Annotated in this window: 12 protein-coding genes; 3 read left to right on the top strand and 9 right to left on the bottom strand. The window is 65.4% G+C overall.

Annotation, left to right across the window (positions count from 1 at the left end; translation table 11 throughout):
* Positions 1-3: 3 nt before the first annotated feature.
* Positions 4-990 (bottom strand): hypothetical protein, encoded by a 987-nt coding sequence (locus NTZ26_12405; protein MCX6561301.1) that lies wholly within the window; start codon positions 988-990, stop codon positions 4-6.
* Between the two features lie 19 nt (positions 991-1,009).
* Positions 1,010-2,065, bottom strand: a complete 1,056-nt coding sequence (locus NTZ26_12400; GenBank protein MCX6561300.1) for a hypothetical protein — start codon at positions 2,063-2,065, stop codon at positions 1,010-1,012.
* A gap of 132 nt (positions 2,066-2,197) precedes the next feature.
* On the opposite strand from NTZ26_12400, the gene NTZ26_12395 reads away from it, so the two are divergent.
* On the top strand, positions 2,198-3,055 hold the full coding sequence (locus NTZ26_12395; GenBank protein ID MCX6561299.1) for a hypothetical protein: 858 nt from the start codon (positions 2,198-2,200) through the stop codon (positions 3,053-3,055).
* Between the two features lie 8 nt (positions 3,056-3,063).
* Positions 3,064-4,242, top strand: a complete 1,179-nt coding sequence (locus NTZ26_12390) for a sialidase family protein (GenBank protein MCX6561298.1) — start codon at positions 3,064-3,066, stop codon at positions 4,240-4,242.
* Here the strand turns inward: NTZ26_12390 and mutY are convergent.
* A complete protein-coding gene (mutY, locus tag NTZ26_12385) occupies positions 4,175-5,284 on the bottom strand; it encodes an A/G-specific adenine glycosylase (GenBank protein ID MCX6561297.1) in 1,110 nt (369 codons plus the stop codon). The two genes, NTZ26_12390 and mutY, sit on opposite strands and share 68 nt — an antisense overlap.
* Position 5,285: 1 nt before the next feature.
* Positions 5,286-6,170, bottom strand: a complete 885-nt coding sequence (locus tag NTZ26_12380; GenBank protein MCX6561296.1) for a hypothetical protein — start codon at positions 6,168-6,170, stop codon at positions 5,286-5,288.
* Positions 6,171-6,221: 51 nt separating this feature from the next.
* Between NTZ26_12380 and NTZ26_12375 the strand changes: the two genes are divergently transcribed.
* A complete protein-coding gene (locus tag NTZ26_12375) occupies positions 6,222-7,106 on the top strand; it encodes a hypothetical protein (protein ID MCX6561295.1) in 885 nt (294 codons plus the stop codon).
* Positions 7,107-7,124: 18 nt separating this feature from the next.
* On the opposite strand, the gene NTZ26_12370 is transcribed toward NTZ26_12375, so the two are convergent.
* The 5 genes from NTZ26_12370 to NTZ26_12350 all read right to left on the bottom strand — a co-directional run.
* A complete protein-coding gene (locus tag NTZ26_12370) occupies positions 7,125-8,018 on the bottom strand; it encodes a hypothetical protein (protein MCX6561294.1) in 894 nt (297 codons plus the stop codon).
* Positions 8,019-8,030: 12 nt separating this feature from the next.
* Entirely contained in the window at positions 8,031-9,410 is a 1,380-nt protein-coding gene (locus NTZ26_12365; protein MCX6561293.1) for a DUF4340 domain-containing protein, read from the bottom strand.
* Entirely contained in the window at positions 9,407-10,957 is a 1,551-nt protein-coding gene (locus NTZ26_12360) for a Gldg family protein (protein ID MCX6561292.1), read from the bottom strand. The genes NTZ26_12365 and NTZ26_12360 overlap by 4 nt, the downstream gene beginning before the upstream one ends.
* 3 nt (positions 10,958-10,960) lie before the next feature.
* Positions 10,961-11,728 carry an ABC transporter permease gene (locus NTZ26_12355; GenBank protein ID MCX6561291.1) on the bottom strand — a complete coding sequence of 256 codons (768 nt, stop codon included), beginning with the start codon at positions 11,726-11,728 and terminating at the stop codon, positions 10,961-10,963.
* Positions 11,725-12,654 (bottom strand): ABC transporter ATP-binding protein (locus tag NTZ26_12350; GenBank protein MCX6561290.1); only part of this gene is annotated, 930 nt, incomplete at its 5' end. The genes NTZ26_12355 and NTZ26_12350, both read right to left, overlap by 4 nt.

Here is a 12,654-nt window from a genome sequence, read left to right as displayed (position 1 = left end):
CGGCTAGTTATGGCCGGGCCTCTCCGCGACGGCGCGGAAAAACGCCCAGATGGCGGCCGTGGCGTCGAGCGTCTCGACGCGCGGGCCGATGAACCGCTCCGGCAGCAGGGTTTCCCGGCCGCCGGGCCAGCCGTGGCCCTGGCCCTCGATGAAAATCACCTCCAGAAAAGCGGCGGCGGTCGGATCTCCGTAAACCACCCGCCGCAGTCCGTTTCCTTCCGAAAGCGTCTGCGGGACCGGCGTCACGCCCAGGGCGGAAGCCCACGTCTCGAGGGTACGGGCGATCGGCGGATTGACCTTCTTGCCCCACGGAGTGCTCATCTCTCCGCCTTCGATCCGGACCAGGGGGTCATCCATGCCGACGATATAAAGGGTGGGCATCGGTTTGGCCGGGTGCGGCGACTCGATCCAGCAATGGCCGGCAACCGCGGCGAAAGCCGCCAGCCGGTCCGCCATCTCCGCTCCCAGCCGGAAGACCAGGCCGGCTCCGTTGGAATGTCCGGCGGCGAAGATACGGCTCGCGTCGATTTTGTAATGGCGCCCGATTTCGTTGATCGCCGCTCGCACGAAGGCTACGTCGTCCACCGCCGCGCGCGGAGTCCCGGCGCGTAATTGGCCGTCGTTCCAGAGTCGCGGATTGAGCAGAAACTGGGCCGGGCGGTTGGGGCGGGCCGGCAGCCCGTCCGGAGCGGCGGCCAGGAAGCCCTCCCGCTCGGCTGCCGCCGCCCAGCCGTTGCCGTCGAGATATCGATCGCCCGATCCGCCCGCACCGTGGAAAATCATGACCAGCGGCCACCCGCGGCCGGGGTCATAGGCGGACGGGATGTGGAGGTGGAGGACGCGCTCAAATCCGCCAACGCGCAACCGGATTTCGACCCGGCCTTTGGCGGGAGCCGGAGGAGGAGCGGAGTCGATGCTCCCTGGTCCAGCGGGTCGGATCATTCCGAGCGTCATCGCCAGTGCTGCTGCCGCGAACAATCTTCCGGGCATGATCGCTTCCTCGCGGGGCTCATGTGGAAAAATCCTCGACCCGGCCGAACGCCTTGACGGCCTCGAACACGACGGCCGGCGCCAGGACTGATTCGTCCCGGGGCGAGTCCACGATCCGGTACTCGAAGAAGGCGCCGGCCCCTTCGTACCAGGGCGGTCCCGCGGGCCGGCCGAGCTCGGCCCGGCGGGCCTGCTCCAGGGCGTTTAGCATCCCGCCCAGCCCGCGCAGGTTGACGCCCGCGGCCGGGTCAACGCCGATGATGAAGCGGGAATCGCCGTACAGGCTCATGACGAAGCTGAAGCCCTTGCCGCCCGGGGCATATGCGCGGTCCCGGCGGGCCCACTCTTTGAGCAGGAAACAATGCGGGCGGGCCACGCTCAAGCCGTCGACCGTCCGCCGGCCGGAGCCATCCGGGAGCGGCAGCGAGATGCCGAACTTGGGGGATCGGGCGGCGTCGGCCAGGTAGTTCTGAAAATCCTCCCCGATTTTGCGGACGGCCCGCTCGTAGCGGTCGATGCCCTGGAACAGGCGGGGGTTTTCCATGAGCTCGGCCCCTTCCTCGGCCCGGGCGTGGAGGTGGCGCATGAACTTGAGCCCTTCCTCAGTCCGTTCCCGGTTGATCGTCTCCTCGCTCTTGCCGGCTCCGGCAAAGAGCCCCCGCAAGACCGCATAGGGCGTCGCCGCGAGGTCGAGAGCCGGCGGCAGGGCCGAGGAATCCACGATCATGGTGTAGGCGGCCAGCGCCCGCATGGCCGGGTCGATCTCGCCTCGCTCGATCAGCCGGCGGGCCAGGAAGATAGCGGCCAGGGCGTCGAAATCAGGCAGCTTGTGGGTAACGAAGGTCAGCGTCCCCTCCGGCTCGCGCCCTCCGGGGCGGATGTGATCGAGGACGAGCTCGGGATGCTTGACGACGAGCGAGGCGGCGCATTCGGCTTCGGCCTCGGGATGGTGGTGGTCGAGCACGCCGGGGGCCAAGCGCATGCCCACGTCGACGACGACCCGGCCGGGTGTGGTCTCAAAGGGTGTGCCGTAGTCGGCGAACTGGTATTCTATATTCAGCCCGGGGTCATTCATGGCGGATTGCAACCCACCTGAATAACTTATTCCCGCCAAGCCGTCAAGGCCCGCGGCGGCCGACACTTGTGATTCACCGGCTGAGGGCGTTATACTATGCGGGTTCTTTCAGCAATCATTAGGAGGTAACTCATGAAAAACGCAAAATTCCTGGTCTTGATCCTGGCCGTCTTCGCCCTGGCGGCGCTGGCCGCGGACAAGCCGGCCGCCCAGGGGCCCGTGACCCTGGCCTATCAATTCGCGTCCGGGAAGATCCTCTCCTACCAGGAGACGGGCAGCCAGACCCAGGCCATGGACATCATGGGCCAGACCATGACGACGACCGTCACTTCCAGCCTGGACTTCACCCTCACGCCCAAGGGCGCCAAGGGCCAGGACTTCGAAATCGGCGTCGTCATCGACGCCGCCAAGTCCGACGTCCAGTCGCCGCAGGGTCCCATGTCCCCCGACATGACCCCGACCATCGGCAAGGGCTTCGCCATGATCCTTTCCCCGCTGGGCAAGGAGATCGACGTCGCCGGGGCCAAGGCGCTCAAGTTCGACTCCCCGAACGGCGGCCAGCGCGATGTGAGCTCGTCGTTCCAGGCTTTCTTCCCCGATCTGCCCGACAAGCCGGTCAAGGTCGGCGACACCTGGCCGAGCGAGGACACGGTCGTCCAGCAGGAAGGCGCCGGCGAGACCACGATGCATGTGGTCCACACCAATACCCTGGATGGGTTCGAGACGGTGGACGGCTATGAGTGCGCCCGCATCAAGGTCTCCTCGACCGGTACCATCGGGGGCACCCTCGAACAGCAGGGCATGAGCCTGACCCTGGCCATCAAGTCCGTTGGCCAGAGCACCTGGTACTTTGCGGTCAAGGAAGGCGTTTACGTCAAGTCCGAAAATAAAGGCAGCCTGAACGGCAACATCGAAGTCGGCGCCCCCGCCAACATGAGCATCGGCATGACGGGGGAGACTGGCGGAACGACCCGCCTGATCAAGAAATAACCGCCCCCATGAGCGGGCGAACGGCGCGGTTTAGGTTGACGGGCGCCGCGCTGCTGGCGATGTTCGTCGCGGCGGCCGGGGGCGGCGCCGCTGGCCGGCCTGAGGCGTCCGTCCGTCTGATCGATCTTGACAAGGACGCCAGCCGCCAGGTCGTGGTGGACATCGAAAAAGGCCAGTATCTCGGGCATCCCACGACCTGCCTCCTCGAGGATGGGCGGACCATCCTCTGCGTCTACCCTAAGGGGCACGGCAAAGGTCCGATCGTCTACAAAAAGAGCTTCGACGGCGGCCGGACCTGGAGCGACCGCCAACCCACGCCGGATAGCTGGGCGACGAGCCTGGAAACACCCACGATTCACCGTGTCGTCCGGCCCGACGGGGCCAGGCGTCTGATCCTGTTCTCGGGCCTCTATCCCGCTCGGATGGCCCGTTCGGAGGACGACGGCCGGACCTGGTCCGAGCTGGCGCCGATCGGCGAGTGGGGCGGCATCGTCGTCATGGGCAGTGTTGCGGCCGTTGGGCCCCAGCGCGGGCGCTATATGGCCCTCTTCCACGATGATGGACGATTCCTGGCCAAGGAGGCGGCCGTCGAGAAGCCGCCCGTCATGACCCTGCTCAAGACCTTTTCCGAAGACGGCGGCCTGTCCTGGTCGCGGCCGGAGACGATCTTCCGTTCGAGCGAAATCCATCTTTGCGAGCCCGGCTTGGTCCGTTCCCCGGACGGGAAGCGGCTGGCCGTTCTGCTGCGGGAGAATCTGCGGCGCCGGAACTCCCAGATCATCTTCTCGGAAGACGAAGGCAGGACTTGGAGCGCGCCGCGCGACCTGCCCGACGCTTTAAACGGCGACCGGCACACCGGCAAGTATGCGCCGGACGGGCGGCTGGTCGTGTCCTTCCGGTCCATCTCGCCCCAAGGCAAGACCTCTCCCTACGAAGGCGATTGGGCGGCCTGGGTCGGGACCTTCGACGATCTCGTCGCCGGCCGTCCCGGCCAATACCTTGTCCGGTTGAAAGACAACCTCGTCTTGGCCGACTGCGCTTATCCCGGCGTCGAGATTCTGCCCGACGGCACTTTTGTCGCTACGACCTACGGCCACTGGCGGCCGGATGAGGAGCCGTTCATTCTGAGCGTCCGGTTCCGGCTGGCCGAGCTCGACGAGCTGGGCCGGACCGCCGGCTCTCGATAATCTTTTCCACGATGCGGGCGCTGCCGGAGGGGACCGGGTATTTCCGCAGATCGGCCGGCCGGACCCATCGCCAGCTCCGATCGGGCGCCGGATCGGTCCGCAAGCCGCATGTGAACGCGTGGAGGGTCACCCGAAACCGAGTGTAAGAGTGGTCGACCGTCATGAACGGCCGGACCGCCTTTGGCCCGGCCCCGATCTCCTCCGCGAGCTCGCGGGCCAGGGCGGCCGGAAGCGATTCGCCCGGGCGCACCTTGCCGCCGGGAAATTCCCAGAGCCCCCCCAAGAGCCCCTCGGACGGCCTCTGTTGGATGAGGATCCTGCCGTCCCGCTCGATGATTCCAACTACCGCCGTGAGCTTTCTGGTGCTGCGCCGGACGGGCGCCGGGATGACTTCCTGCCGGCCGGCGGCGAAGGCCAGGCAATCGAGTCGGACCGGGCAGCGCAGGCAGGCCGGATTCATCGGACGGCAGATCAGGGCGCCCAGCTCCATCAAAGCCTGATTGAAGTCGCCGGGCCGCCGGGCCGGGACGAGCGGCGCCAGACGCTCGAGCAGGGCGGGATCGTTGCGGGCCGCGGCGGACCCCGCCAGCTCGAAGATCCGCATCAGGACGCGGCGGACATTGGCGTCGACCAGGGGAATCCGGCGGCCGAAAGCGATGCTGGCCACAGCGGCGGTCGTGTATTGGCCGAATCCGGGCAGGGCCCGAAGATCCGCCTCGGTTTCCGGAAGGCGTCCCCCGTGGCGCTCGACCACAATCTTGGCGGCGGCGCGGAGATTGCGGGCCCGCTGGTAATAGCCCAATCCTTGCCAGGCTTTCAGGATTCGGCTCAAAGGCGCCCGGGCCAGAGATTCGATGTCCGGGAATCTCTTGAGCCAGCGCTGGTAATAGGGGATAACGGCGCCGACCGTCGTCTGCTGAAGCATGATCTCGGAAACCCAGACGGCATAGGGGTCCGTAGCGCCGCGCCAAGGCAGGTCGCGCTTGTTGCGGCCATACCAGCCGAGGAGCCCGCGGACGAATCCCTGCTCAGCCGCAGCCATGTCAAAGGCCTAAGGCGAGGCCGCAGGCCAGCTCGAAACGCCCTAGCGGGAGGGTCAAGGCGGGAAGGGCCACGGCCCGGCGGATGGCGGCGAGCGTCTGCTCGTCGGCCGGGATCAGCCCATAATACTCGTCGGCCGCTGCGATCTCCGGCACGGCTTCGTAGGCGCCGGCGGAGGCGAATCCCGCCCGCAGAAGAAGCGAGAGCGCGGTCGAAAGCCGCACTTCGGCTTCCACACCGGCCGTCCAGCCGATTCGGGTCTGGGGCGGGAGATCCAGCCGCAGGAGATACTCGCGGAAGAACTGCGCGCCGTGGCTGCTGCCCATGTATTCGGTGTAGCCGAGGGCGCCCGTACTTCCGGAGGCGAAGAAAAGCCGGGGCCCGGCCAGAAACGAAAGATCGACGCCTCGCGCGATCGGCCAGCGTAGAGACACCTCCAGCCCGATCGACACGTCCTGCCGGGAGCCGAAGGTCGGAGCCCAGGCCGTGGTTTTCGTAAGCGACGTCCGGACGGGATCGAGGAGCGGCCACCAGTTGGTGTATTTGAAGAGCATCGCATAGGGGCCGTTTTCTCCGCCCAAGGGCGATCGGTCCCAAGCGTAGCTCAACCGGAGGCCGAAGGCGCGGCCGAGCGGAAGGAAGAAGCCCGCTTCCAGGGAAGGCCCGAGGGCCGGCTCCACCCGCAGCGTCTGACCGGCCGTGGAGCCGGGGATGTCGTAGCCGGGATGCGGATCATAGGAAAAAGAGTAGTCGGCCCCGCCGCCGGGCAGGCCGAAGCCCGCGGTCAGAAAGAAACGGGCTCGCCGCGTCTGCGTTTCCGTGGCTGCGGGCAGAGAAGCCGGGGCCAGGGCGGCCCCAAGGAGAAGGAGGAGAACGGCTTTCTTCATTGTCTTCCTTGCGTCGAGCAATTATAATGCCGATGGATCAAGGAAAGGTCAATGCCGAAATTCCCCTGCCGCCCGTGGCTCCTCATCGCCGCGCTCGCCTGCCTGGTTGCCGCCCCGCCGGCCGCGGCCGGCGCCGAGCGCATCTCCCTCCGCGTGTCGAACGGCTGGTCGCTCGTCGCGCCCCGGGAGTACAACGATTTTATGCTCGATTTCCCCCGTTCCTACGACGCCATCGTGGGCGTCGGGATCTCCCGCGAGACGACCCGGACCATCCGCTGGGCGCAGGAGTTCGAGCTGACCGTCGACATCCCCCTGCGCTCGGGCCTGATCGTGTCCGCTTCCGCGGGCCTCCTCGGCGCTTCGAGCGAAGGCAACCTCTTCGCCGTGGAGTGGGGGACGGTGACCGAAGAGTTTACGCGCGACGACCGGGTCCGGGCCGTCGTCGCGCGGCTCGGCCTGACTTATGTCATTCCCCTGACCGGCAAACTCAGCCTCAGGCCGCACGCCGGGCTGGACGGCTATTGGTCGTCCTTCGAAGACGCGGGAACGCGGACGGAAACGTACGCCGTCGGCGGATCCGACCAGATTCAAGCCTGGACGGCCGACACCCATGCCTTCAACCTGGGCTGGACGGCGGGCGTGGCGTTGGATTGGGCTGTCTTCGGCCGGCTCGGCCTGATCTTGGACGCGGGCTACCGGAGGGCCAAGCTGTCGGGCTTCACCGGCCGCTACGAGGAGACCTATTACGGCGAGCCGCAGGGCGCCCGCGACTTCACGCTTCTCTATTTCGAGGAATACGTCGATTATTTGCAGACCACGTACAAGCGATTCAACCTGCCCGGCGGCTGGAGCGGCGGCGTAATCACCGTCGTCCACGATGCCGTGATCGATCTCTCCGGCTTCTTTCTCAAGATCGGCCTGCGCGTCTCGTTCTGATCGCGAGGCCGCCGATCGTCACAAGACGATAGCGAATCCGGCCCCGAAGAGAAAAGGCGAGGGCGTGAGGACGACCGCCTGGGGGACGATGCGGGCTTTTATGCGGCTGAGGATGTCCGCCGCCGCGGTCTGTAGCCCGTTCGAATCGTAAGCGGCCGTTATCTCGGGGATGCCTTCATAGGAACCGCTGCGGACCGTGGCGTTCAGGATGAGCGATAGGTGCCGGCCAAAGCGGACGGCCAGCTCCGCTCCTCCGGTGAGGCCTAGACGAACCCGGGCCGGGAGTCGGAGCCGGACGAAATAGCTGTGGAAGAACAAGGCTCCGTACCGCTCGTAATAAAGATCGGTATAGCCCAGGGATTGGATGTCTCCGCCGGACAGGGAAAGCAGCGGGCCGCCGGTCAGATTCAAGCGTATGCCCGGACCCAAGGGGAGGCGGACGACGAGCTCCAAGCCGGCCGCAGCTCTTTGGAGCGCGCCGGCGGTTTCCGGCCAGGCTTGATTGACCGTATAGGTCCCGTCGACATATCCGGACCAAGGCGTCCAGGAGGTGTATTTATAGACCATCTCAAAGGGCGTATTGGCGCCGCCGATCGGGCTGTGGTCATAGCCGACGGAAAGCCGCAAGCCGATGGTCCGGCCGAAAAAGCCCGTCACGCCGGCGACGAATCCCGATCCGGACAGGGGGTCGAACCGAAGCGTTTGTCGGGCATACGAGCCGGGGATGGCGTATCCCGGATGGGGATCGTAGCCGTGTTCGATGGTGGTCCCGGTCCCGGCAGGCGCGAGCGAGCCGCGGATGAAGAATTCAAGCCGGGGCAGGCTGCTATCCTGAGCCGCGGCCCGAGGAACGGCGAACGCCAGCGGCAACAGAAGCGCCGCAGTCGCGAGGCGATGACGAAGCAGGTTCATGGGTATGAAGTCCTATTTCTTCTCCGGCGCGGCGGGCGGCAGCGCCGCCCAATCCTTCTTTTCCTTTGGGAACTCGTCCAGGAACGAGGCGTCGGCCTTGACCAGCCAGGCGAAGCGGGCGTTCTTGACGACGGCCTGTTTTTTCTCTGCGTCGACCTTGCCCACGGCGAGGCGGACCGTCTTCTCGACCGGCTTTTCCGATGCCGTGTCCTTGGTCCGGATCGCGATCTCGGCCCCGGGATTGTCCAGGCCGTATTCGGCCGGGCCTTTGGGGGCGTCGATATACTCGGCCGCCTCGAGCCCCTCGATCTTGCGCAGGAAGGTTTCGACCTTGGAGCCGTCCGCTTCCTCCTTCTCGGCCGGATCGAAGAACCAATTGGCGTTGGCGGCTTTGTGGACCGTGATCGCCAAGCCGCCCTTTTTGAGCATGAGCTGGTCGGCCTGCCAAGCGCCGAAGACAGCGACCTTGCTCTCGCGAAGGTCGGCCGGCTTGCGCTCCAGATCGAACAGGATGTCGGCCTCGGGCACGATGATCTTGGTCGACTGCGAGGTCGTGGCGTAGGTCTTGTCTTCGGCTTTATGGAAGGAGAAGACGAGCTCCCGGCTCTCCGCGGGCAGGCTTAAGGAGATCGTGTACTCCGGGACCTCCAGGCCGCGGGCTTTCAGCTCCTGCGGCGTCTTGGCCTCGGCCGCGAACTCCTTGGCCCGCAGGCCGGCCAGCGACTCGAGGAGGCTCGTCATCTGGCTTTCCCGAGCCAAGACTTTGAGCGGAGAGGTGAAGAACCATTCGCCGTCCGTTTTGCGGGCCTCCCAGCGGGAATCCTTGGCCCGCAGCTTGACCGCGGCCACATCCTTGGCCTCGAAGCGGAAGACGTCTTTTTGCCGGAAATCGAACAGCTTCTTGTCCAATGGGGTCTTGAGAGTGCTGGGCAGCAAGACGATGCGCGGGTCGCCGACCTTCTGGGCGTAGAAAGTGGCGTCGAGCTTGTTCTCGGGGCCGAGCAGGATCTTGACCGGCTCGGCCTGGCCCTTGACCCGCAGGCTGATCTCCCGCTGGGGGATGTCGTATTTCTTGGGATCGCCGCCAGCGGCCTCGACGATCCGCTCGATCCGAAGGTCCGCCAGGGCGGAGACCAGGGCCTCGACTTCGACGGTGTCGGCTTTGGCCTCCATCGGTTCGGCGATCATCCACTCGCCCTTGTCGTTCTTGCGGAAGGACAGGATCTCGGGGCCTTGTTTCAGCGATACGAATTCGACGTCGGCCGCGGCCAGCGAGACGAGCTTGGCCTCGGGCCCGGCCCCCGCTTCCCGGGGCTTTTTCTCGAAGAACAGGACGAAGACCAAAAGGCCGGCGAAGACGACAGCCAGGATTGCGGTGGTCTTGAGCTTCACAGCGCCCTCCTGCGGAACCAGATGCTCAGCCCGAAGGCAAGGACGAAGAGCGGCAAAAGCACTACCGAGAACCAGAAGATCGTCCGTCCCTGCCCCGGGGTCAATTGAAGGGTTCGGGGATTCTGGGTCTTGGGCTGGATGGAGATGAGGTCCGCCTCCTCGGTCAGCCAGTTGGCGGCGTTAAGAAACAGGTTGCCGTTGCCGTAGGCGTCGAAGTAGCGGTTGGCGGCGAAATCGGAGTCGCCAAAAACGACTAAGCGGCCTTCCGGGCCGGCCTTCCCGGCCGCGTCGGTCGAGGGCTTGAGCGTCGCCAGTCCGGCGATGGGGATGGGGCCGCGGCGATCGGCCTTGGCGTCGAAGGCGATCTCTTTCAGGGTCATCTTGGGCTTCAGGGCGAAGCCCTTCTTGGCGTAGGCGTTGTCGCTTGTCTTGCCCAGGACCTGGGATGTCGCCACGCCTTCGGGCTTGGGCTCGATGATGTCGACGGAGCGGGCCAGGGGGTAGACGGTGGCGTATCGGAAATTGCGGGTGATGGCGTGCTCGGCCAGCTCGCTCATGACCGGCATCAGGTAATCGCCTCCCAGGATCGAGGGGCGGTCGAAAAGGAGGTCGTTCTCCAGCCTGAACCCGAATCCGACCAGGAAGGCAGGCAGTCCGGGCGCCACCTGGGGGTCGACGAGGAAAAGGACGCGCCCGCCGGATTTGAGGTAAGCCCCTATGGCGTCGAGCTCGGCTGGCGCCAGGTCCTTCTGCGGTCCGGGCACTACGAGCAGGGCGCATCCCGCCGTCAGGACTTCGGGCCGGGCCAGGGTCTGTTTCTTGACCTGGTAGCCCAGCTTGGCCAGCTCGTCTTTGGCGAAGGAGATCCCGTTCTCGTCGGTTGCCTCGGTCGATTTCTCGCCGTGGCCCTCGAGGAAAAGAATAGTCTTGGATTTGGCCCGGGTCACCTTGATCATGGCGTTGGTCACGGCCTCTTCGGTCGTCTCGGTGATGCGGGTATCCTTGTCGCCGGACTCGAAGATGGCCGTGCCGTCCTGAGTGACTTCGTATCGCTTGACCAGGCCGGGATTCTTGTCGGGGTCGATGAACTCGTATTTCACCCGCGGCGAGTGATAGGCGTAGATTTTGAGCAGGTCCTCCAAGCGGGCCCGCCCGTAGTTGCCCTCGCGGAAGAAGGCCTTGACCTGGACGTCCTGCTTGAGAGCCTTGGCCACGGTGATGGACTGGTCGGACAGGCTGTGGACCTTGGCCTCGGTGAAGTCGAAGCGCTTGTGGTGGCGGGCGCCGATGTAATTGATCAGGGTCAGGATGGCCAGGGTCAGAATGATCATCAGGGCCAAGTTGGATGAGTAGAGGAAGGCGCGCCGCTTGAGGCCCTGCTTGAGGTCGCCTGCGTGAAGGACGAAATACCCGACCAGGGCGGCCAGGCCCAGGGCGGCCAGGAGCGCGGCCAGGAGCCCGCTCTGCGGCCAGAACTTGAGGGCCACCAAGGCCAGCCCGAAAAGCCCCAGGCCGATCGAATTGAGGTGAGCTTTCAGCTTATCCATGGCTTATCTCCAGCGACGGGACTGGATGACCGAATGGGTCAGGAACAGCCCGAAGAAGGCGAAGCTGGCGTAATAGATGAGGTCGGCCGTGTCCAGGATGCCCTGGGTGGCGTTGTCGAAGTGCTGGAAGAAGGAGACGTAGTTGAGCACGTCCTTCCAGAACCCGGCGGCCGAGCTTGAGGCCCAGTTCAGGATCCAAAACAGCAGCAGCGCCCCGAAAGTCAGGATGGCGGCCACGATCTGGTTCTCGGTCAAGGAGGAGAAGAAGATGCCGATGGCCAAGAAGGCCCCTCCCATCAGCAGGAGCCCCAGGTAGCCGTTGAGGATCGGGAGGAGCTCGGGGTTGCCGTAGAGGAAGGGGAAGACGGCCAGGATGCCGGTCAAGGCCAGCATGGCCGCCAGGACGAGGAAGGAGGCCAGGAACTTGCCGGCGATGACCTGGCCCACGGTGATCGGCGAGGTCATCAGCAGCTCCTCGGTCCCGATCTTCTTCTCTTCGGCGAAGAGCCGCATGGTCAGAAGCGGCAGCATCAACAGCAGGATGATGCTCATGTTGTTGAAGAGCGGTCCGAAGACCATCTGGTTGATGTTCATCTGCTGGGCGTAGGCGGGATTCTGGGCGGCCTGCATCGACTGGGCGTTGAACCACCACATCAGGCTGTAGAAGAAGAACCCGACCAGGACCAGGAAGACGGTCATGACGACATAGGCGATGGGCGAGGTGAAATAGGCCCGCAGCTCTTTCTTGGCGATGACCCAGACGGCTTTCATTGGTCCACCCCTCCGGAGACGATCTTGAGGTAGAGGTCCTCGATGTTCATGGTGATCGGCCGCATCTCCAGCAGGCCGAAGCCCTTCTCCACGACCAGCCGGACGACCTCGTCGCGGAGGTCGGCGCCGGGCTTCCATTCGATCCGCAGGCCGTCGTCTTCGCGGGCCGCCATTTCCACTCCAGGCAGGGCGCGCAACGCGGCCGCCGCCTCGTCCACGGACCGGCGGAGCTTGAGGGCGACGCCGTCCTTGTGCTCGACCGAGGCGGTCAGCTCGGCCAGCGAGCCCGAGGCCTTCAGCCGGCCCTCGTTGATGATGACCACCCCGTCGCAGGTCTGGGTGACCTCGGCCAGGATGTGGGTCGAGAGGATGATCGTCCGTTCGCCCTTGAGCGATTGGATGAGGCCCCTGATCTCGCGAATCTGGGCCGGGTCGAGCCCGATCGTCGGCTCGTCCAGGATCAGGACCTGGGGATCGTGGACCAAGGCCTGGGCGATGCCGACCCGCTGCTTGAACCCGCGCGAGATGTTCTTGATCAGCCGGCCTTTAACGGACTCCAGCGCCGCGGCCTTGATGGCCCGGGCCACGGCGTCCTTTTTCTTGCCGGGCGGGACCTTCTTGAGGTCGGCGATGAACCCGAGGTACTCAGTCACCGTCTGGTCCGGGTAGAGCGGCAGGATCTCGGGCAAGTAGCCGAGGATCCGCTTGACCTTGTCGGCTTGGCTGAAGACGTCGAAGCCGCCGACCGAGGCCTTGCCGTCTGTGGCCGGGAGGAAGCCCGTCAGGATGCGCATGGTGGTCGTCTTGCCGGCCGCGTTCGGTCCGAGCAGGCCCCAGATGCAGCCTTTCTCGACCGTGAAGCTCAGATCCCGGACGGCGACAAGATCACCGTATTTCTTGACCAGATGCTCAACTGCGATCATGCA

It is taken from the genome of Candidatus Aminicenantes bacterium (assembly GCA_026393855.1).
GTDB lineage: Bacteria > Acidobacteriota > Aminicenantia > Aminicenantales > UBA4085 > UBA4085.
Note: the sequence above shows the minus strand (reverse complement) of the source record. Positions and strands in the feature narration are given on the sequence as shown.

Excerpts from the sequence above, each read along its gene's own strand:
- NTZ26_12375 (MCX6561295.1), top strand. The coding sequence starts at position 6,222 with ATGCCGAAATTCCCCTGCCGCCCGTGGCTCCTCATCGCCGCGCTCGCC.
- NTZ26_12405 (MCX6561301.1), bottom strand. The coding sequence starts at position 990 with ATGCCCGGAAGATTGTTCGCGGCAGCAGCACTGGCGATGACGCTCGGA.
- NTZ26_12355 (MCX6561291.1), bottom strand. The coding sequence starts at position 11,728 with ATGAAAGCCGTCTGGGTCATCGCCAAGAAAGAGCTGCGGGCCTATTTC.
- NTZ26_12395 (MCX6561299.1), top strand. The coding sequence starts at position 2,198 with ATGAAAAACGCAAAATTCCTGGTCTTGATCCTGGCCGTCTTCGCCCTG.
- mutY (MCX6561297.1), bottom strand. The coding sequence starts at position 5,284 with ATGGCTGCGGCTGAGCAGGGATTCGTCCGCGGGCTCCTCGGCTGGTAT.
- NTZ26_12370 (MCX6561294.1), bottom strand. The coding sequence starts at position 8,018 with ATGAACCTGCTTCGTCATCGCCTCGCGACTGCGGCGCTTCTGTTGCCG.
- NTZ26_12360 (MCX6561292.1), bottom strand. The coding sequence starts at position 10,957 with ATGGATAAGCTGAAAGCTCACCTCAATTCGATCGGCCTGGGGCTTTTC.
- NTZ26_12380 (MCX6561296.1), bottom strand. The coding sequence starts at position 6,170 with ATGAAGAAAGCCGTTCTCCTCCTTCTCCTTGGGGCCGCCCTGGCCCCG.
- NTZ26_12390 (MCX6561298.1), top strand. The coding sequence starts at position 3,064 with ATGAGCGGGCGAACGGCGCGGTTTAGGTTGACGGGCGCCGCGCTGCTG.
- NTZ26_12400 (MCX6561300.1), bottom strand. The coding sequence starts at position 2,065 with ATGAATGACCCCGGGCTGAATATAGAATACCAGTTCGCCGACTACGGC.